The sequence below is a fragment of the Ruegeria lacuscaerulensis genome (assembly GCF_013034745.1).
Classification (GTDB): Bacteria; Pseudomonadota; Alphaproteobacteria; order Rhodobacterales; family Rhodobacteraceae; genus Ruegeria; species Ruegeria lacuscaerulensis_B.
The window spans coordinates 99,114-119,267 of the sequence record NZ_WQGP01000008.1; the positions used below are offsets into that span (position 1 = coordinate 99,114).

Here is a 20,154-nt window from a genome sequence, read left to right on the forward strand (position 1 = left end):
TCCTTATTTCACAGCGCCGAAGGTCAGGCCGCGGACAAGTTGTTTTTGGCTAAACCAGCCAAGGATCAGAATTGGAGCGATGGCCATGGTCGAGGCAGCGCTAAGCTTGGCAAAGAACAGGCCCTCGGGGCTGGAATAGCTGGCGATGAAGGCCGTCAGCGGGGCCGCGTCGACAGCGGTCAGGTTGAGGGTCCAGAATGCCTCGTTCCAGGCCAGGATGAAGTTCAGCAAAACGGTTGAGGCGATGCCCGGAATGGCCATAGGGGTCAGGACGTAGAGGATTTCCTCTTTCAACGTCGCCCCGTCCATCCGCGCGGCTTCCAGAATTTCGCCGGGGATTTCGCGGAAGTAGGTGTATAGCATCCAGACGATGATGGGTAGGTTGATCAGCATCAGGACAACCACCAGCCCTCCGCGTGTGTCCAGCAGGCCCAGACGGATAAACAGCAGGTAAATCGGATAGAGCACGCCAACGGCAGGTAACATCTTGGTGGACAGCATCCACAGCAGAATGTCCTTGGTGCGCTTGGACGGCACAAAGGCCATTGCCCATGCGGCGGGCACCGCGATGATGACACCCAGAACAGTCGAGCCACCGGCGATAATGACCGAATTCCACAAGAACCGCATATAGTCCGAGCGTTCCTGCACTATGGCGTAGTTTTCCAACGTCCAGTTGAAGTTCAAAAACAGAGGTGGGCTGGCGATCGCTTGTGCCTCGGTCTTGAAGCTAGTCAGGATGGTCCAGAGGATCGGGAAAAAGATCAGCAAGCCAACGGCCCAAGCGAGGGCGGTATTCAGAGATTTGCGGCGAGTTGTGACAGCGCGGGCCATGGTCTTACCTCCTCACGCGTCCAGGTTCTTGCCGACGATGCGCATCAGGAAGATCGCAACGATATTGGCTAAGATGATTGCGTAGACACCTCCGGCTGATCCAAGGCCAACATTCTGGCTTTCCAGCACCCGCTGGAAGATCAGGTAGGTGAGTGTACGGGTGCCGAACGCGCCGCCGGTGGTCACGAAGATCTCGGCGAAGATCGACAAAAGAAAGATTGTCTGGATCAGGATTACAATGGTGATCGCGCGGCTCAGATGCGGCAGAATGATGTGGTAGAAGCGCTTCAGAACGGGGGCACCATCCATCTCGGCCGCTTCCAGCTGTTCACTATCCAGCGATTGGATCGCAGTCAGCAGGATGAGCGTCGCAAAGGGCAGCCACTGCCAAGACACGATCATGATAATCGAGGTCATCGAAGCCTCGGACAACCATGAGATCGGCTCGGCCCCAAAAAAGCGCCACAGATGCGCCAGAAGACCGTTGACCGGGTCCATGAACATGTTCTTCCAAACCAGCGCAGACACGGTGGGCATGACAAAGAAGGGCGCGATCACGAGGATGCGGACAACCCCTTGGCCCCACATCGGTTGATCCAGAAGCATCGCCAAGAGGATGCCCAGAATGACAGTGATGACTAGGACCCCTCCGACAATCACAAGCGTTGCCTGTACGGCCGGCCAGAATGAGCTGGATGAAACAAATCGAACATAGTTGTCGAACCCGACCCAGCCCAGATCCCCACCGCGCAGCGGCAGATATTTCTTGAAGGAAAAATACAGCGTCATCGTCAGCGGCACGAGCATCCAGCCAAGAAGCAGGACCACTGCAGGTGCCATCATCAGGCGAGCAACGGATCGGGAATGTTGAGTAGCCATAACGCAAACCCTCTCTGTTCAGGCGTAACCCAGCCTGCGAGAAAAACGCGAGTTGTGGAAGGGGGGGAGCGGGGGGCAGATTACTGCCCGCCCGCGGGGAGAAAACCTCAGTACCCTGCGGCTTCCATTTCTTCGGCGGTGAAGGCCTGCGCTTTGGCAAGGGCTTCTTCAACCGTTTGCTGTCCGGCATAGACAGCCGAGAACTCTTGGCTGACCTGGGTCGCGATGCCTGCAAATTCCGGGATGGCAGCGAACTGGATGCCAACATACGGAACCGGCTTGACCGTGGGGTTGTTCGGATCAGCGGACAGGATCGAGTCCAGCGTCATCTTGGCAAAGGGAACCTTCTGGTATTCCGGGTTCTCATACAAAGAGGTGCGCGCACCAGGCGGAACATTCGCCCAACCTTCGTTTTCGGCAACCAGCTCAATATAGTCTTTCGACGTAGCCCATTCGATGAACTGTTTGGCCGCGTCTTCCTGCTGTGTACCAGCCGGAATGGCCAGTGCCCACGCCCAAAGCCAATTGGAGCGTTTCCCCAGTCCGGTATCGGGGGCCAGTGCAAATCCAACGCTATCCGCCACGGTCGAGTCAGTGGGGTTGGTCACAAATGACGCCGCAACGGTGGCGTCGATCCACATGCCGCATTTGCCCTGCTGGAACAGCGACAAGTTCTCGTTAAAGCCGTTGGTGGCATAGCCTGCAGGGCCAGATTCCGACATCATTTCAACGTAGAAGTTCAGCGTATCGGCCCATTCTGGCTGGTCGAACTGAGGCTTCCAGTCTTCGTCAAACCAGCGCGCGCCGAATGAGTTGGACATCGCAGTGATGAACGCGCCGCCTTCACCCCAACCGGCTTTGCCGCGCAGGCAGATACCGTTAATGTCAGCGTCACGGTCGGTCATGGCCGCCGCGGCCTCTTTGATGAATTGCCAGCTTGGCGCTTCGGGCATTTCCATGCCTGCTTTTTCCATCAGGTCGGTGCGATACATGATCATCGAGCTTTCGCCATAGAACGGTGCCGCATAGAGCGTTCCTTCATGGCTCAGACCACCCGACATCGCGGGCAGGATGTCACCGACATCATAGTCTTCGGACAGACCATCCAGCGGAACCAGCCAGCCGTTCGCACCCCAGATCGGGGTCTCGTACATACCGATCGTCATGATGTCGAACTGACCACCCTTGGTGGTGATGTCGGTGGTCACGCGCTGGCGCAAAACATTCTCTTCCAGCGTCACCCATTCGACTTCAACGCCCGTCGCTTCGGTGAATTTGTCGGTATAACCCTGCATCCGGATCATGTCGCCGTTGTTCACGGTTGCGATCGTTATGGATTGTGCGTGGGCCGCTGCCGTTGCGACGAATGTTAGCGCAGTCGCCGCACGAAGTGCGTGTTTCAAGTACATCCCTGTCCTCCCTGAGCTTGGATGCTGTGCAGAGAGCCTAGTTCAGGATTTGTCGCGCCGTCAATAAAAACTTTACGCGCGTTAATTTTAGATCGTCATGCAGATTCCCTCAGCACCAATCGCGCAGGGAAGAGAGTTTCTGTTCGGCTCTCGAATTTCCCACCGTTTTCAATGAGTTCGAAAAGTGTTTCAACACTTCGCGCGGCCACATTGTCATAGTCATGCGCGGCGGTCGTCAGTGACGGGCAGGTGAATTTTGCAAACGGATGATCGTCGTTCGACGCCACCCGCAGTGTACAATCGTCTTTCCTGCCAACGCGAATCCCCTGTTCGAAACACGCCGCCAGAAAGCCGATGGCCAATCGGTCATTGCTACACAGAACTGAATCCGTGCGCAGCTTGCGTTCATCCAAAGCCTTGAGCGCACCCTTTCGGCCAATCTCTTCAAAGGCCCAACCTGTGCCTTCGATTTTGATCACATGCGGCTCAAAACCCAGCCGATCCATTACGTCGACATAAGCCTTGCGTCGCTTGTTGGCATTGGGGTTCGCAGGTGTCCGCATTTCGAAAAACGAAGGCGGCTCGCCGGTGCGAGTCATGTATTCTACGGTCTGGGACACAAAGCTGAAATTATCGGACCCGATAAACGCTGCGCCCAATCCATCGAGGTTACTGTCGAACAGAACCGTTGGCACACTGGCGCAGAATTTCTCAATAGCGGACTTGTCTGAGATACGTCCCAAAGGCGCCAACAAAACGCCCGCGGGTTTCAAGGATTGTAAGCCGTCCAGGATTTCGTTTTCCAGTTTTTGTTCGCCATGAGAGCTAAACAGAAACGGGCGGTACCCGGCTGCGATACAGCTTTGTTCTAGATACCGCGCGATTTCAGCGAAAAACGGATCGGCCAGGTAGGGCACGACGATGCCGATATTCTTGGTCAGCTTGCGGTTCTGGTTCACAGCATAGATGTTCGGGCGGTAGTCGAACTGTTCCAGCGCTTCTTCTATGCGTGCCCGTGTAGTTGGGCGAACGCTGTCTGGGTCGTGAAAGTACTTGGACACCGTGGGGCGCGAGATCCCGCTGAGGGCTGCGAACTCTTCCATATTCTTTATCTTGGTCATGCCAGTCTGCCTGCGTATCTCAGCCGCCTTGATCTTATCCTATTTTTACATATTCTTTGCGCGCGCTAAAAAGATCAATAGCAAGACAAGTTCCGGACTTTTGTGCAGGTAAGGGGTTTGAATGTATCTCGGGATCGATATCGGTACGTCAGCGGTCAAGCTTGTCTGCGCGGATTCCAGTCGAATTCTTTCAACGTCTTCGGTGAGTATAAAGACTTCCTCTCCTAAACCCGGTTGGTCAGAGCAGCACCCGGATCTTTGGTGGCAGGCGACACGCGACGCCTTAGGCCAAATTTCTGGGCAAGTTACGCTGTCGGAGGTGAAGTGCATCGGGTTGTCAGGTCAGATGCACGGGGCCGTTTTGCTGAGCCGCGATCTGCGCCCAATCCGCCCGGCAATCCTGTGGAATGACAGCAGGGCGGCGCGGGAATGCGACGATCTGCGACAGGCCTTGCCGCAGATTGGTCAAATCGCTGGGGTCCTTCCTTTGCCGGGCTTCACCGCGCCCAAGACTACATGGCTAAAACAGCATGAGCCAAAGCACTATGCCCAACTGGCCCACATCCTGCTCCCCAAGGACTACATCGGTTTACGGCTGCATGGTGAATTGGGAACTGATACATCCGATGCTGCCGGGACAATGTGGCTCGATCAGACGTCGCGTGGCTGGCACGCCGGTATCGCCGAAGCCACAGATGTAGCTTTGGATTGGCTGCCGCAGGTATACGATGGTCATAGTGTCGTCGGGTCTGTGACACCACAAGCGGCGACTGAGACCGGCTTGAAACCCGGCACGCCAGTCGTTGCCGGAGGTGGAGATGCAGCAACCGGGGCGGTGTCTTTGGGCGCCACCGAACCGGGCCGGGGATTTGTCTCTTTGGGGACTTCTGGACAGCTGTTTGTGGCAGATCGAAGCTACAAGCCAAACCCTGAACGCTATGTGCATGCTTTTGCGCACACACTGTCCGACCGATGGTACCAAATGGCGGCGATGCTGAACGGCGCGCGACCAATTTCCTGGATAGGTGGCCAATTGCGGCTTTCCGAAGCCGAAGTTGTCGCGCTTGCCGAAACGGTCAGCGGGGACCGTGTGCCAATTTTTCTGCCTTATCTGACGGGAGAACGCAGCCCTCACGGCGATCCGCATATCCGAGCCTGTTTCTTTGGCCTGGAGGATTCCACAACGCGCGCAGACATCTGCCGTTCCGTGGTGGAGGCGATTGCTTTCTGCTTTGCCGATGCGGCGCAGAGTTTCGGTGACACTATAGAAGAATTGCCAGAGCTCGCAGCGATAGGAGGAGGCAGCAAATCAGATCTTCTGTTGAGATTGATTGCGACTGTGACCGGAAAGCCAATTGTGCGATCGACCGGAGCTGATGCCGGTCCGGCTTACGGTGCAGCTCGGTTGGCAGCTTGTGGTGATGGGGCTTTGGATACAGCTGATCTTGCGCTTCAGCCACCAACGTCGGACAGGTTCGAGCCCGCAGATATGCCACTATTGTTCGAGCGGTTGGCGCGGTTTCGGAAGCTTTATCAGGCAGTCAGTTTGGCGGAATAGGAGCCGTGTACTGTCACCAAAAACTCGGCTAACTGCCTGCGCTGCGGTGGGCTCGTTGCGATATCATCGAACAAGAAACGCATCAATGCGCAGGTAACTGATGTTCTCATTCCCGACGCGCAACATAGGCATCCAGTTCTTTACAAACGACGCCGTCCAAATAAGGCGCTGCGAAAAAGATCCAATGTAAAACGGTCGCTGAGATAGCGCGCAACTGGTCTGACCCGCCGCATGGGCTGAAGCGCCTCATCGAACCGGTCTACTGATGTCCCGTCCGCATGTCGCGCCATCAACTGGTTTTGTGCGTCCTTGGCGATGAACTTGCCATCGCAGATGGCCAGCCGACCCGTATCCCTGCCTCCGGAATGCAGCACCAGGTTTGGCCCCGAGACGCAAAGGTTGTAGCCGTTTCATAGCCCGATTGCGCGTCAAAAGGACTTCGGGAACACATGGTTAGAAGAGGTTCGCCAAGGCACGTCGAGTTTGCATGCAGGCTGACCGATTGCTGTCGTGATCAAAGCGACCTCGGGGATGCCTGTCATTAGTGTGCTGGATTTTTTTGAGATCGAGTCGGTATATTGCCCATACATCGCAGAGGTTCCGAAGCGGTAGCGCTGAAGATAGGCGATCGCGTCAGGGTCCAGCACTTCCAGCGGTTTCAAACACGCATGCAGCCGGCGCAAGGCGTGTCTGCACTGCTTTCTGGTTCAATACCCGTGTGGCGCGCCTTGATCGTCCCTCTACACGCGGCATGAAACGCCGCCGTCGACGGTAATTTCAGTGCCGGTGATATAGGACGCATCATCACTGGCCAGAAACACGGCGGCGTTGGCCACATCCCACGGGGTGCCCACTCGGCCCAGCGGGATGCGTGCTGCGCGCTGCTTGTCCAGCGCATCCCAGTCAATTGCCTCGGGGTCTTCTGCATTCTGTTCGGTGATATCGCGCGCCATTGGTGTGTCGATAAAGCCCGGCAGAATCGCGTTTGCGCGGATTCCATGTGGTGCCACTTCTGCTGCCAGATTGCGGGTGAAGGAAATGATCGACCCTTTGGTGGCATTATAGCCAATATAGGGCGTGCCCAGATAATGCAGCCCGGCGATCGAGGAAATGTTGGTCACAACTCCCCCCTTGCGATCCACAAAATGAGGCAGAACATGCTTTGTTGGCAGAAAGACCGCCTTCATGTTCACATGCACCAGCATGTCCCAATCCTCGACTGTGCTGTCCATGGCGCCGCCGGTTTTCAGGATTCCGACATTGTTTTGCAAAATGTCGATCTGGCCGAATTCGGACAGGCATTGAGTAATTGATGATTGAACCTGATCTTCCTGCGTGACATCGGCGGCCATCGCAACGGCGCGGCCCCCTTCGGCACGGATCAGTTTGCAGGTTTCCTCAGCCGCGGCCAGATGCAAATCCAGGGCACAGATCCGTGCGCCTTCCTGCGCGAGACGAATGGCGGTGGCTTTGCCGTTGCCCATGCCACCCTTCATGGATCCCGCACCCGTCACCAGGGCGACTTTTCCTTCCAACCGTTTCATCAGTCATCCCTCATTGGATTGCAAAAAGGCATTCATACCGCCGTCAACGGCGATCAATTGCCCGTTGATGTAAGAGGCGGCCTCGGACATCAGAAAAGCCACAGGTGCCGCGATTTCCGCTGGATCCGCCCACCGCGCTGCTGGTGTCCGGTTTTCAATTCGGCGCACGAAACCTTCGTCGCCCAAGATTTTACGGTTCATCTCGGTCAGGACATAGCCGGGTGCAATGGCGTTGGCGCAGATGCCGTCCGTACCGAAATCCGCCGCTAGCGACCGAGTCAAACCTGCGACGGCCGCTTTGGACGAGGCATAATTGCCGACCCCCGGTCGCGGATGTGTGGCGGCAATGGACGAGATCGAAACGATCCGCCCTCGCTGAGGCCCTTGATTGGCACGCATCACTCGGCCCGCTTCACGCGCCAGTACAAAGGGTGCAAAGACATGCAGATCATAGATCGAGCGGTAGTCACCAACCGTCTGGTCCAGCACGTGCCCGTGATTGGTGATTCCGGCATTGTTAATCAGACCCCAGATCGGGTCGATACCCTGCACCCAATCGGTGCAGGCGTCGAAATCGGTTAGGTCAAAAGCGGCCGTTCGGACAGTTGCTCCATCCGCGCGTAAGCCGTCTGCTGTGGCTTCGAGGGCCTCGCCGTTTATGTCTTGTAGGCGCAATTGCGCACCTTGCGCGGCGCAGGCATGTGCCATCGCCGCACCCAATCCGCGTGCGGCCCCGGTGATCAGAATGGTTTTGCCAGCCAGCGAGAAATTCGGCCCTCTCATGAGGCGAGGGCCGCCTTATCCGCCGCAAGCGCGGTATTCACCGCAGGCATGACCTGATCGCAGAACACCTCGAGCGAGCGCAGGGTGTTGGCAAAGGGGATCGAAGCAATCTGCATGAAGACGCTTAGATGCGTGATGCCAAACTCGCGCGCTTCGGCCACGATACGTTGCGTGACGTCTTCGGCATCGCCAATGATGGCGCGCTGCAGAACCGTGTCGGTATCCGGTTCGTTGTCGAAGGGCACGATCTTGAGGTCCGCGCCCTCCATCAGCGGTTCCGCGCGGCGCATGTTGTTGGCCATGCGGGCATGGATCAGCACCTGCTCGGCTGCCGCACGGGCATCGTCTTTGTCCTTAGCGACATAGACATAGCGCTGCACCGCAAAGGGGAAATCATCCCCCGTCAGGCCGTTCTCGATGCGCGTTTCCTTGTACAACCGCCGCGCAGTGCCCACGATCGCGTTTGGTCCGATAGCCGGCGTGGTCAGCGTTTCGGCCCCGTAGTCGATCATCTTCTGGCGCATCTCTGGTGCGTTTCCGACGGCAAAGGTGCGGATACGATCTTGAAGCGGAGCGATGGACAGGGCCGCGTCGCTGATCTGAATGTGGTCGCCCTGAAAGTCGATCACGCCGCCATAGACGCCCTGTTCGATGCAATCCCAGATTTCCAGCCCGCGCATCAGACGGTCGTCGATATCGAATCCGAATTTCTTAAATTCGCGGGGCTGATAGCCAGTGCCCAGACCTAGAACCAGACGGCCCTCGGTCAGTTGATCTGCTAGGCAGATATCTTCGACCAAACGCAAGGGTTCGTAGAAAGGCATCACCACCACCGCAGGGCCGACCTTGATCCGTTTGGTGTGGGCAGCCATGTTCGCGGCTGTCATCAGCGGCGAGGGCGAGATGCAATAGTTCGATAGGTGATGTTCGGCGAACCAGGCGACGTCAAAGCCTGCCTCATCCACCATTTTCGTCATGGTGCGCATCTGGTTGAACACATCCGCATGCGACGAGCCATCAACAGGCTTGGTCATCAGGTTGAACAACGAAAATTCCATGTCGTTGGGGCTCCGGTCTGGCTACATCACTTGGTCTGTGCAGTTTGTCGGAAAGCTGGCAAAGCACCAAATGTTGAATCCTTTACCAGTGGCAAAGAATTTCTTATGGAGATTGTGCCTCCTTCCGTAACCAAGTCAGAAAGGCCTGAACGCGCGGTTGTTCTACCCGCCGTTCGGGGCAGATAAAGTGGTAGGAATACGGCCCCTTGACCGGTTCGAATGGCAATTGCACCAAAGCCCCCGAGACCAGCAGATGCTGGGCAATCACATCGCGCACAACGCCAATGCCTTGACTATAGAGAATGGCGTTCACCGTGGCACTGCTGTCGCCGAAAAAGGCCCCCCGTTCGAACGCCGCAGGATCACCGCCATTTTTCTCAATCACAGCGCGCCATTCGCTGTAATTTGTGTCGTGCAGAAAGGGGCGATCCGCCAGCGCATTGATGTCCGACATGTCGCGCAACGTTTCGGCCGTTTGCGCAGAGGCCACAAGTATGTGCTTCTCGCCGAATAGGCGTTCCTCGTACCCGTCCTCGTACCCGCCTGGCCCCCAACGAATGGCGACATCTGCATCCTCTTGGCCAAAGCCTGTCTTTGCCACGGTCGACAGAGTGATCAAATCGACCGTAGGGTTGGCCGTCACAAACCGGTGCGCCCGCGCGGCAAACCATGTCGACGCAAACGAGGGCAGCAGACTAACCGTCAGCGTCGTCCGCCCGGCGTCCGGGGCCAGGTTCTGTACGCTTTCCCCCAGCGTATTTAGGATCTCGGCCACGTCTTCGGCAAATTGTTCACCTTGTTCGGTCAGCAGGATCATGTTGTTGCGGCGACGGAAGAGTTTGACGCCTAGTCGATGCTCCAACAGCTTGACTTGCTGGCTGACAGCCGGTTGTGTCAGGTTCAGTTCCGCTGCGGCCAGCGTAAAGCTCTGCAGCCGCGCGGCGGCTTCGAATGCGATCAGGGTCTGCAACGGCGGCAGCGGGCGACGCATTCGATTGCTGTCAAAGCCAACTGGTTCCAGTTTCGACAAAGCACCGGGGCGAAGATGATCCAGTTTGTTTCGAAGGGCGCGTCGCATCACAGGCCTGCATAAGTTTTAGTTAGGCAAAGCTTAAGCAATTCGTTCTTGTATTCAAGGCGGTCGCCGCCACAGAAATGCCTGATACCGACGGAGGCGACATGCTGGACCCTACTGAATTTTCATCCGCAATGCGCAAGGCGGTGACGCCTGTGTCAATTGTCACTACCAGCGGCGAGCACGGCCCGCATGGCGCGACCGTCAGCGCAGCCTGCTCCCTGACGGCAGCACCACCTGCAGTGCTGATCTGCATCAACAAGAAAAGCCGCATTCTGGGCATGATTGAGGAACACGGGATCTTTTGCGTGAACTATGTCGCGCCTCAGCATGACGTGCTGGCGCTTGCGTTCGCCGGTGCCCCCGACCTTACGGATCAGCGTAGTTTTACCTCTGAACATTGGACGATTGACCAACGGACGAGCCTGCCGGTCCTGTCAAATGCTGCCGCAATCTTCACATGCCTGCATATTCAGACAGTCTCATTCGGCACGCACCGCATTCTGATCGGCAAGGTCGAACGCGCCGAAAGCTCTGAGACTAAACCGCTGGCGTATTGGAATGGCGATTTTCGTGAGCTGACCTATCCCAAATAGACCGGCTACCGAAGGAATTGGAGGTTATGCCTGTTCAATACTGTGCAATCCTTTGCGTTGTGGTCAACGTCCGCAGCGTTGAGGTACTCTGGCGAATGACCGAAATGGGCCGATCCTTGATCCTAAGGGGCAAAGTTATCTTGGCCATTGTTATAAACCCTTCAGGCCAGCAACGATCCCAAAGTAATTGATATTGTGGTTCGTACGAGTGTCCGACCACATCCCCCGGTTTTGTCCGATCAGATTCAAGTTTCGGTGTTGACCCTGTCAGATACACAACGGTCTTACTCGCCCCATCCACCAGCACCCTCGGTGTATTTATCACCGCATCTTGTCTAGTTTGACTATTCCGAGACCTCGTGCGTCGAAAAGGCATCCGCGTAGTCGGGATGCCAGCGTGAAAGAGCCGGGCGATTGTTGATGATATCGCCCATGGCCCATTCAACCCGTTTGCGGTCGCGTTCTTCTGACACATCGTTGTCAGGGCAGAGGATATAGAAGTCCCCGTCCGACATGCGCCTCAGCAGATAGTCAACGGCCTCTTCGCTTGTCCAGGCTGCGGCAGGTTTTTCCGGCATAAACTTTTCAATCATACCGGTATAGGTAAATCCCGGCACAAACAGATGGGCGGTGATATCCGCTTCGGCCTGCCGCAAATCATGCGCAAGCATTTCTGTCATGACCTTCACAGCAGCTTTGCTGGTATTGTAAGCGGGGTTTCCGGGTGGTGTGGTGATGCCCTGTTTTGACCCAGTGTTTATCACTACTGCCGGACGCGCCGCCTTAATCATACTCGGCAGAAAAGCATGGACACCGTTCATGACGCCAAAAAGATTGACCTCAAACAATTTGCGCCAGTTTTCCGCGTTTTCCCAGCTGCCGGACGGCACTGCGATACCGGCATTGTTCATCAGGACAGCCACCTCGCCGAGCGCAAAGACCTGATCTGCCAAGGCATTCACAGCTTTGGCGTCGCTAACATCCGTCGGAACCGCCTGAACAATTGCAGACGCCCCAGCCTGATCGCGCAATTCTGCCTCAGCTCTGTCCAAGGCCTCGCCCGCCAGATCGACCAGCACAACCCCCAAGCCGTCTTGAATAAATCGTTGGGCCGCGGCCTTGCCGACACCGCTTGCGGCCCCGGTTACAACGGCCAGGCCACCTTTTTCGATTGCTTTTCGGTACATGGAGCATCCCTTTTTTCTGCGAATGACTAAAGGGTTCTTCAGGGCGCCATCTTTTGCTTGAGGCCAGCAATGAACGTCTCGTCATCCTGTTGTTTCCGCGCGTTCAGCAGTTCTTCGGCATCGGGTCCTGCGCGAAAACGCAGGCGGTTTCCGGTCTCGTTGGCCGCATCCCAAATGACTTGCGCGACCGTTTCTGGTTCAGAAGGGCTCGCGGCCAGTTTGCCAAAAAGACGCCCCATGGCTTCGGCCATAGGCGCGTAGTCCGGCAGGTTCTCATCCATCGCGAAATCGAAAGAGCTGCCGCCGAAGTTCGTCCGTATCATGCCCGGTTGGACAATACGGACTCGAATGCCGAGGGGTTCTAATTCGTAATGCAGCGCCTCAGACAGCCCTTCTACTGCGAACTTTGTACCATGATAGAGCGCGCCAAGCGGAAATGTAATCTGTCCTCCGATGGACGAGATATTTATGACCGTGCCTGACCGGTTCTGACGGAAATGAGGCAGAACCGCTTTGGTCATTTCCATCAACCCAAGCACGTTGGTGTCAAACTGACGTCGGATGCGATCCATCGAAAAGGCCTCTAGTGCACCGTAGGCGCCGTAACCCGCATTGTTCAACAAAACATCAATCTGGCCAAACCGTTCGATGCCATCGCGAACGGCCGTTGCAATTGAGCCCGCATCCGTCACATCCAGTTGGGTCAGATGCACGTTTTCCAAAGCCCTAAGATCGGTGCTGCCTGCAGGGTTGCGCATAGTGGCGACGACATTCCAACCATTCGCTTGGAAATGTCGGGCGGTTGCTGCGCCAATACCGGATGACGCCCCGGTGATCAGAATGGTTTTCACATTGTTGCTCCGCAAGTTTATAAGCATACAATAGTCACAAAAAAGAGGATGTATCTTTCTATATCTTCCAATTTTCTTGCCTAATTCTCCACAAGTAAGCGTTTTCAGTAATAGTCATTTTTATTCCGTGCTAGCGATGAGGGCAGACTGGAGGCATTCATGAGACCTCATACACTATTGGACTATGTTCGGGATCTGCTTGACCGCGCGGGCGTCGCGCAGGGTGTCTTGACACATAAGGAAAGCGGGGCGGTTTTTCTCACCCATCCTTCGACCACTCAACATGACGCAAATGTCTACCGCCCGCTGTTGTGCGCCGTTTTACAAGGCGCCAAAGAGGTTGGGACCAGTACCAGAACGCTCTCCGTACAGGCAGGGCAGTCGCTGATCGTCAGCAACGCACTGCCGGTTGTCTCAAGGATTACCGAGGCCACACCTGAACGTCCCTACGTTGCGCTCGTGTTCCCCCTTGATCTGGATCTCGTGCGCGGTCTGGCATCCTCACTGCCTCAATCTTCTAGTAAACGCGTGTCGGATCCATTTTCGATCTGCCTGGCTGACACCGATGATGACATGAAAAGCGCCCTGTTGCGGTATTTTCAGCAGTGCGAAACCGAAGAGACGCGTCACATGCTGTCACCGATCACGGCTAGGGAAATCCATGCCCGCCTGCTGATCGGGCAACATGGCGGCACGCTTCAAAAACTGGTGTGGCACGAAAACACGTCTAGCAGGATTCTCGCGGCGACACACGAAATCCGGTCAGATCTGGCCAATCCTCTTGTTGTCGGAGAGCTTGCCGGGCGTGTCGGTATGAGCAGTTCGGCCTTCTTCGAGCAGTTCAAGGCGGTAACGGGAACATCACCGCTACAATACCAGAAAGACCTGCGTCTGCTTCATGCCCGCAATGAGCTTCAATCTACCGGAGCAAAGATATCAGAGATTGCCTACGGGGTTGGATATGAAAGCCCGGCTCAATTCTCAAGAGAATATGCCCGCAAGTTCGGGCGCTCTCCAAGACAAGATCGGGTCTTCGAAACTGTTCAATAGCCCTGCAGGAAAAACGCAAACGCCAAGCCATGTAACGAGCCAAACTTTTCGGGCCGGTCAATTTCCGATAGCGGTCGTTTTAGTTACCGGCGAATTGGCAAGTTGCCCGCAATTCGGTCTTTGGCTGATATTGCGCGCGCAGCATGCGGTTGGTTTGCTAGGCCGCGCCGCAGTATGGGGTCAATGGAGTGAAGGTCTGATTTGGACGGAAAGCTGACATTTGCTACGTCTGCTAAGAGTAGGGGCCGTTGAGGTGAAGCGAACACTTAGTCTGAACCATGACAGCCAAATTGGTTAGACTATCAGTAGGGCATCCACTGTCGAGATTTCGCGACATCCGTTAAACTGCGAGCAGGAGGGTCCTATGCAGCGCCGACTCGCCGCGATCATGGCTGCCGATGTCGTTGGGTATTCGTCGTTGATGGGCAGCGACGAAACAGGGGTATTGTCCGCTCTCAAGACGTTGCGCATAGAGATTTTTGATCCCGCAATTGCGAGACATCACGGGCGCCTCGTCAAGTTGATGGGGGATGGTGCTCTTGTCGAATTTGCTTCGGTTGTCGATGCCGTTAACTGTGGTGTCGAGATCCAGCGGGCAATGGCTGAGGCTGCTCCTGGCCTCGCCAACGGGTCGCGATTGCAACTTCGGATCGGGATAAACCTCGGTGATGTCATGATCGCTGATGGAGACCTGTATGGTGACGGGGTGAATGTTGCCTCTCGCATTGAAGGCCTGGCGGATCCAGGGGGCGTCGCAGTTTCTGAGAGTGTCGCGCAGCAAGCAATGGCAAAGGTGGATGCCGAGTTTGAGGATCTCGGCCCCAAAACCCTAAAGAACATCGCGGAACCGGTTCGGGTTTTTCGCGTCATGCCTGACGGAGCACCCGCCTCTGAACAGCGATCCAACAAACTTCCGTTGATGACCGGTGCATCGGTGTTGGTTTGTCTGGGCGTTGCAAGCTTGATTGCGTGGTGGATCAGCTTTGATCACGAGCCGTCCGATGCCATGACCTTTGATGAAGCCGCTCTGTTGTCAGAGCCAACAGGTCCGACCGTTGCGGTTCTGCCGTTTCAAAACCTTAGCAATACGGACGCCCGCGATTTGTTGGCTATTGGCATTGGCGAAGACATCATCGTTGAGCTGGGGAGCTACCAGGACCTCAATGTATTGTCCCGCCAATCCACCCATTCTGTTGGGCCGGGCGAAAGTGACCCGAGCAGCATCCGGCAGAAATTCGGCGCGGACTATGTGCTGGAGGGTTCCGTCCGGCAGGTTGCAGATCGTCTGCGCGTGACGGCAAGACTGATAGACACAACCTCGGGGCATCAGGTCTGGTCTGGGGCGTATGATGAAAGTCTTACGACTTCAAACATTTTAGACGTTCAACTGAGCATCACCGAAAAAGTTGCCTCTGCTCTGGGTGACGCAGGCGGGGCAATCAAGCGCATTCACGCAGGTCATGCGCGTGCGAAACCTCCGGAACTTCTCTCGTCTTATGAATGTTCCTTGCTGCGCGTTGGTTTTCTGAACCGACGAGATATGCAAGAGCGAGTCCGGGGCTGCATTGTGCGGGTTGTCGAAGACGAACCCGAGTATTGGCGCGGGTGGGCGCAATTGGCCGAGGCACTGCTGACCGATGTGAAGCTTTTTACCGGGCTTTATCCAGGGACACAGGACCAGAAAATCCAACGCGCGGAAGAGGCCGCGCGGAACGCGGTGTCGCTGAACCCCTATTCTGCGCGCGCTCATTTCCTTCTGGCGCTTGTGCTTCAGATTCAACGCGATCTTGACGGGTTCTTCTCGTCCGCCGAAACAGCACTGGCATTGGGAACCGATCGCTATCTGCAAGGGCAAATCGGCTATGAATTCATATGGTCCGGTCGTCTGGATTTTGGGGCTGCGCTTGTCGAAAATGCAATCGCGCTAGACCCAAATGCAGCAGACCCAAACTGGTATCAGGCGCTGGCCGAGTATCATTTCCTGAACGGAGATTACGAAACAGCGCTGAAGACCTATCGCAAGGGTGCACAGCCAGACGTCTGGTGGTCGGTTTCTATTGAGGTTGCAATTCTGGCTGAACTGGGTCCTCGAGACGCAGCCATTTCCGCGCGAGACAGGCTCTACAAAATTCGTCCGGGGATAAAAATTGCCGACATTGTCTGGATGTATCGGCGCTTTGCGCGCCCGGATCAACATATCCTGCCTTTTGTCGAAGCTTACAGAGCTGTGGACATGCCTGAAGGACGGTTTGCCCCGCTGCGGGAGGATAGTGCAGGCTGACCGCTACGATGCGGTCCTGCATGGAGTAGCATCAAGCCTGGCGCACCTTCTCATTCGGGCACCCCAGCCCTTTGTAAGCTTGCGAGCCAGATCCGTTGGTTTTCGAGGTGACTTTTTTCCCGCGAATTACCTGTTGCCAACGCGCCCAACTGCCGGGCTGCACCAAGTGCTTCTTCACAACGTTCCACATTAAACTCAGATGAATTCGCACCGAAGTACCTCTTGATCTGCAAAATCATCTCGCCGTTCTGGAGCGAGAAACTGGTAGTCCGTTTCGTACGACGCTTCCGGCAGATCAGTACGGAATGATCATGGATGTTGTCCAGAGCGTGAACATGCCGACGTGCGCGCTGCGCCAAATGCTAAAGACATACGTGACCGAGGTCGGTTAAGCATACTGGAAACGGACGATCGTGGTCCCACATGGCGGTCGGCCGCAGCTTGCCGGGGCGTTTCGGCACTGCCGGACATGATCGATGACTGGTTGGATCAGCAACGACAAAAACCCATCGAAAGCGGGAATTCTTGCTGAAAAATCCGAATTTCTGGGCGCAAAATGCGCCTGATGTCTTTGCAGCGCTCAAAAAGAACCGGGCCAACTCAGCAGTGCCAGTTGTCGAAAGCGCCAAATTCAGTTTGGCAGCACTCATAGCAATCGCCGTTCTGACAATATTTGAGACTCATGTCGATTTCGCTAAAGGCACCCAAATATTCTGTTTTCCAGATGGGAGCGAAAGGTTAACTTCACCTATCAACTGGTCCTGAAGTCGCCGCTATTGGGTTAGAATTAAGTGACACGATTTCCCACTTGTTAAGGAAGCTGCAGTAGCCCAGCACCACAGACCAAGCCGCCGGTCTCCTTCTTACGTCCGCCTTCGAGACATGTCCGACAGCTAAGGTACACCATAGGCGGGCGACGGTTATTCTCTGCTGAGTCGACGCAATAGTTTAACTCCAACTGAAACTGGTATTCGTACTTTAAACAGATTCAGAGGCACGAGGCCGTCGTAAGCTCTTCTCTATCTCGTGTTGACCCGGGTGAAAGTTCAGAAGTATCCACTTGTTCGGCGCAAACGAAAATTTCTTTTGATCGAGGCGAAAACAGTGGTCGCGGTCACCGAAAACCTGGCTTTGAAAAAGCTATTCTCGGACCTTATACGCCTCGATTTCATTGGATAAACCGCGGATTGAGTGACAGCCGGCTGATTGCATATGGTGTGGCATATGTTCTGCGACGCTCTGCGTCACCAGTAACTTTTCATCCAAATTCTTACATAGCTCGTGAACTCGACTGGCCACATTCACAGCTTGTCCGACAACTGTGAAATCCAAGCGATCCGGACTGCCGATGTTGCCAAAGGTGACGCGACCGAAATCAATGCCGACTACGAATTCTATTGGCTCTTTTCCCGTGTCGGCGGCTGTTTCGTTGTAGCCTCTCAGGGTGGTTAGGGCTTGTTCTGCAGCTAGCACCGCAGATCTACACGAGGTTTCCGCGTCGTCATCAATGTTGAAAACTGCAAGTATGCCATCCCCCATGAACTTGAGAACGTCACCGCCCTGATCTTGGATGGGCGACACGACCATTTCGAAATACTCACCCATCATGGCAAGCAAAGCGTCTTCGGACCAGGATGAGGCTTTGCTGGTGAAGCCACGAAGATCCGCAAATAGGATCGCGGCTGAAACTGTTCTGTGTTCTCCGCGCTTTATGTGGCCCTGATCAATCTCTTCGGCGGGACCGTGCCCCAGATAGGTTTGCAGAAGGCTTTTTTGCGAATGACGCATTGCGATGGGTTCCAAAGCAGCGGCAAGTGCGTATCGCGTGTCTTCGATGTATCGGATATGCGCGTCCGAAAACCCAGCAGCTGCGCCCGAGGTGAAGCTGGTGCCCTGAACCGAACCGTTGCCATGCTCCAGCGGGATGGCCAGAAAATCTGTGGCACCTGCTTCGGCCAACTCGGCATAGACCGGATGTTCTTCCAGAACGTCTAGATCGGTCAGGCGTTTGCGCAATGGCGCCGCTGCGTGACGACATATTCAAACGGGCTGCCGTGCTATGCACTTGTTGCCAGAACCGTGGTCGGTACGGTGTAGCGGCGGGTTTCTTCCGGCGTCCAGATGATGCCCCACGCGCTAAGCAAAGGGTTCGAGTAATTCTGGGCGATCCTTGCGCGGGCTAGGGGTACGCCAAGCGCCACCAATCCTTCGCAATACCCTTTGACAATGAGACCCTCGTCGCCCAGCAGGCGACCATCGGAAATCAACCAGTGTTTCAGGTGATCAGTCTCGGTCATCGTGGTCTCACACTCTTGTTCCGCGCTGATACTTTAGCTGTCATTGGTCGCGAAAGAACCCACGCCGCCTGAAAAACTCATGCCTTTCTGCCAGACGCGGGATCCGTCGGCTTCAGCTCACCGCCGCCGCCAGCGAGGGGTCGTCTTCTAGTTGCTTAAGCAATCGGGCTTGTCTCACTCTTGGATCCAGTTCGGGATCACTCGTATAAGCCAGCATAAGGGGCACATTCTCGTCAATCTGATCCTGAGTTGCCACCGCCATGCCGTGAGCCACGAACGGGCGTAGATATGTCATGCCTGCTAGGTTCGCCGTCTGTTGGAACGGTTTCAGAAACTCAGCCATGGAGAAGTTGTTGTATCCACCTGCGTGATAGCTGTGCTCCGGGCCACCGGTTGAGACGAGGATCAACTGCTCGCGCCCCTTCAAGCGGTCCCCGCCCGGCCCGTAAGCGAACCCATAGTTCAGCACCTGATCCATCCAAGCCTTCATCACCGGCGGTGCGGAATACCAGTAGAATGGAAATTGAAACACGATCCGGTCATGCGCCAGCAAGAGGGCCTGTTCGGCTTCTATGTCAAAACGCATCTCGGCACCACCAATGGCGGTCAGATCTCGGGTCGTCACGTTCGAAACATCAGAAAGTGCGTCGAACCATGCGCGGTTGATGCGCGATTTGCTCAGGTCCGGATGGGCGGTCAGTACGAGGGTTTTCATGTATCAGCCTCTTGCAAGAATTTTGCGGAATAATGGGTGATTAGCGGGCGGCCGTCGGCTCGGGTTTCAAAGCGCCAGTCTTCCTGAACGCTGGCTTCAATGAGGTCGCCCGCAACGGTCGCGGCGCGAAACAGAACTTCAAACTGTGCGGCACCGGGCTTGATTACGATCTTGCTGACGTGATGCTCGGTCGGGCGCAGCAAGGTTTCCAACACGCCCCGATACCAGGCCCGCACGCGGTCATGTCCGCCAAGTGCGGTGTCGATGTCAGGCGTATCCCACTCTACGTCTGGATGGAGGTCAGGCAGGAACGCGTCGATCGGATCCAGCCTGTCGAACCGGGCAAACCAGTCGGCGATGAAACCGCGGATTTCGGGGTAATCGGTCACTTGAACCACCTGTTGGTAGTTCACTTAGCCAGCCGCTCAGGGACCGGAGCCAGCGAGTACTGGGACCAGAAAAACGCGTTTGCCGCATCCTGATCGGCGGACAGGTTGGTTGCCTCGACGATCTTGCCATTCTCGATCCGGTAGACGAGCGCCCAGGTCGTATCGACATTCGGTTTGCCGTCGGCGTTCGACCAGCCGTGGTGGATATCAACCACATGGGTCTCATCCGCTCCGAAATAGATGGGTTCGGCCTGAAATCCGGCGGTGCCCAGCTGTTCGAAAAACGCCAGTACTTCATCCCGACCGGTCTTGGTTCCGGACAAGGGATGGCGGCCCGGGATGTGCCATTTTACGTTCTCGTCCATCACGGCTGCGATGCCGTTCAGATCGTTGGCGCCATAGGCGGCGAAGAAGTCCTGTACGACCTTGATATTGTCTTCGGGGGATGCGGCCATGGCGATCTCTCCTGTGATCAGAGCAGCGGTGAGGGCAGCAACTTTGGTCAGAGTGTTCATCTTGTGTCCTCC

General features: G+C 55.8%; 20 protein-coding genes and 1 pseudogene. 4 read left to right on the plus strand and 17 right to left on the minus strand.

What is annotated here, in order from left to right; translation table 11 throughout:
* Positions 1–3 precede the first annotated feature (3 nt).
* The 4 genes from GOV79_RS16565 to GOV79_RS16580 all read right to left on the minus strand — a co-directional run bounded on the left by GOV79_RS16565 (position 4) and on the right by GOV79_RS16580 (position 4,243).
* On the minus strand, positions 4–834 hold the full coding sequence (locus GOV79_RS16565) for a carbohydrate ABC transporter permease (protein WP_170448185.1): 831 nt from the start codon (positions 832–834) through the stop codon (positions 4–6).
* A 12-nt stretch (positions 835–846) separates the two neighbouring features.
* Positions 847–1,713 carry a carbohydrate ABC transporter permease gene (locus GOV79_RS16570; protein ID WP_170375757.1) on the minus strand — a complete coding sequence of 289 codons (867 nt, stop codon included), beginning with the start codon at positions 1,711–1,713 and terminating at the stop codon, positions 847–849.
* Between the two features lie 107 nt (positions 1,714–1,820).
* Positions 1,821–3,122 (minus strand): ABC transporter substrate-binding protein, encoded by a 1,302-nt coding sequence (locus tag GOV79_RS16575; RefSeq protein ID WP_170773725.1) that lies wholly within the window; start codon positions 3,120–3,122, stop codon positions 1,821–1,823.
* A 95-nt stretch (positions 3,123–3,217) separates the two neighbouring features.
* Positions 3,218–4,243 (minus strand): LacI family DNA-binding transcriptional regulator, encoded by a 1,026-nt coding sequence (locus GOV79_RS16580; RefSeq protein WP_170787019.1) that lies wholly within the window; start codon positions 4,241–4,243, stop codon positions 3,218–3,220.
* A 121-nt stretch (positions 4,244–4,364) separates the two neighbouring features.
* Between GOV79_RS16580 and xylB the strand changes: the two genes are divergently transcribed.
* Complete coding sequence (gene xylB, locus GOV79_RS16585; protein ID WP_170790593.1) at positions 4,365–5,801, plus strand: xylulokinase; 1,437 nt, start codon at positions 4,365–4,367, stop codon at positions 5,799–5,801.
* A 140-nt stretch (positions 5,802–5,941) separates the two neighbouring features.
* Here the strand turns inward: xylB and GOV79_RS22390 are convergent.
* From GOV79_RS22390 to GOV79_RS16615, 5 genes and pseudogenes are all read right to left on the minus strand, one after another.
* A pseudogene (locus GOV79_RS22390) lies at positions 5,942–6,448 on the minus strand (trimethylamine methyltransferase family protein).
* Between the two features lie 93 nt (positions 6,449–6,541).
* A complete protein-coding gene (locus tag GOV79_RS16600; RefSeq protein WP_214648137.1) occupies positions 6,542–7,345 on the minus strand; it encodes an SDR family NAD(P)-dependent oxidoreductase in 804 nt (267 codons plus the stop codon).
* Between the two features lie 3 nt (positions 7,346–7,348).
* A complete protein-coding gene (locus GOV79_RS16605; RefSeq protein WP_170790596.1) occupies positions 7,349–8,128 on the minus strand; it encodes an SDR family NAD(P)-dependent oxidoreductase in 780 nt (259 codons plus the stop codon).
* Complete coding sequence (locus GOV79_RS16610) at positions 8,125–9,186, minus strand: LLM class flavin-dependent oxidoreductase (protein WP_170790597.1); 1,062 nt, start codon at positions 9,184–9,186, stop codon at positions 8,125–8,127. Before GOV79_RS16610 ends, GOV79_RS16605 begins: the two co-directional genes overlap by 4 nt.
* Positions 9,187–9,289: 103 nt before the next feature.
* Positions 9,290–10,264: a LysR substrate-binding domain-containing protein gene (locus GOV79_RS16615; protein ID WP_170790599.1), complete on the minus strand. Its 975-nt coding sequence runs from the start codon at positions 10,262–10,264 to the stop codon at positions 9,290–9,292.
* A gap of 101 nt (positions 10,265–10,365) precedes the next feature.
* Between GOV79_RS16615 and GOV79_RS16620 the strand changes: the two genes are divergently transcribed.
* Positions 10,366–10,857 (plus strand): flavin reductase family protein, encoded by a 492-nt coding sequence (locus GOV79_RS16620; protein WP_170790601.1) that lies wholly within the window; start codon positions 10,366–10,368, stop codon positions 10,855–10,857.
* 344 nt (positions 10,858–11,201) lie between these two features.
* On the opposite strand, the gene GOV79_RS16625 is transcribed toward GOV79_RS16620, so the two are convergent.
* Both GOV79_RS16625 and GOV79_RS16630 read right to left on the minus strand, forming a co-directional pair.
* Positions 11,202–12,044 carry an SDR family NAD(P)-dependent oxidoreductase gene (locus GOV79_RS16625; RefSeq protein ID WP_170790603.1) on the minus strand — a complete coding sequence of 281 codons (843 nt, stop codon included), beginning with the start codon at positions 12,042–12,044 and terminating at the stop codon, positions 11,202–11,204.
* Positions 12,045–12,082: 38 nt separating this feature from the next.
* Complete coding sequence (locus tag GOV79_RS16630) at positions 12,083–12,895, minus strand: SDR family oxidoreductase (RefSeq protein WP_170790605.1); 813 nt, start codon at positions 12,893–12,895, stop codon at positions 12,083–12,085.
* A gap of 228 nt (positions 12,896–13,123) precedes the next feature.
* Here GOV79_RS16630 and GOV79_RS16635 point away from each other — a divergent pair, with 228 nt between their 5' ends.
* Together GOV79_RS16635 and GOV79_RS16640 are read left to right on the plus strand one after the other, a co-directional pair.
* Entirely contained in the window at positions 13,124–13,945 is an 822-nt protein-coding gene (locus tag GOV79_RS16635) for an AraC family transcriptional regulator (protein ID WP_237218046.1), read from the plus strand.
* Between the two features lie 364 nt (positions 13,946–14,309).
* The gene (locus GOV79_RS16640; protein ID WP_170790609.1) at positions 14,310–16,226 is read left to right on the plus strand and encodes an adenylate/guanylate cyclase domain-containing protein; all 1,917 of its coding nucleotides are present in this window, start codon (positions 14,310–14,312) and stop codon (positions 16,224–16,226) included.
* A gap of 50 nt (positions 16,227–16,276) precedes the next feature.
* Here GOV79_RS16640 and GOV79_RS16645 read toward each other — a convergent pair whose 3' ends face one another.
* The 6 genes from GOV79_RS16645 to GOV79_RS16670 all read right to left on the minus strand — a co-directional run bounded on the left by GOV79_RS16645 (position 16,277) and on the right by GOV79_RS16670 (position 20,142).
* Positions 16,277–16,465 (minus strand): hypothetical protein, encoded by a 189-nt coding sequence (locus GOV79_RS16645; protein ID WP_170790611.1) that lies wholly within the window; start codon positions 16,463–16,465, stop codon positions 16,277–16,279.
* Between the two features lie 901 nt (positions 16,466–17,366).
* Complete coding sequence (locus GOV79_RS16650) at positions 17,367–18,242, minus strand: adenylate/guanylate cyclase domain-containing protein (RefSeq protein ID WP_170790613.1); 876 nt, start codon at positions 18,240–18,242, stop codon at positions 17,367–17,369.
* 41 nt (positions 18,243–18,283) lie between these two features.
* On the minus strand, positions 18,284–18,523 hold the full coding sequence (locus GOV79_RS16655) for a hypothetical protein (protein WP_170790615.1): 240 nt from the start codon (positions 18,521–18,523) through the stop codon (positions 18,284–18,286).
* Between the two features lie 112 nt (positions 18,524–18,635).
* Positions 18,636–19,238 (minus strand): NAD(P)H-dependent oxidoreductase, encoded by a 603-nt coding sequence (locus GOV79_RS16660; RefSeq protein WP_170790617.1) that lies wholly within the window; start codon positions 19,236–19,238, stop codon positions 18,636–18,638.
* Positions 19,235–19,627: a Cif family virulence factor gene (locus GOV79_RS16665; RefSeq protein WP_170790619.1), complete on the minus strand. Its 393-nt coding sequence runs from the start codon at positions 19,625–19,627 to the stop codon at positions 19,235–19,237. Before GOV79_RS16665 ends, GOV79_RS16660 begins: the two co-directional genes overlap by 4 nt.
* A 20-nt stretch (positions 19,628–19,647) precedes the next feature.
* Positions 19,648–20,142, minus strand: a complete 495-nt coding sequence (locus GOV79_RS16670; protein ID WP_214648138.1) for a nuclear transport factor 2 family protein — start codon at positions 20,140–20,142, stop codon at positions 19,648–19,650.
* Positions 20,143–20,154: the final 12 nt, after the last annotated feature.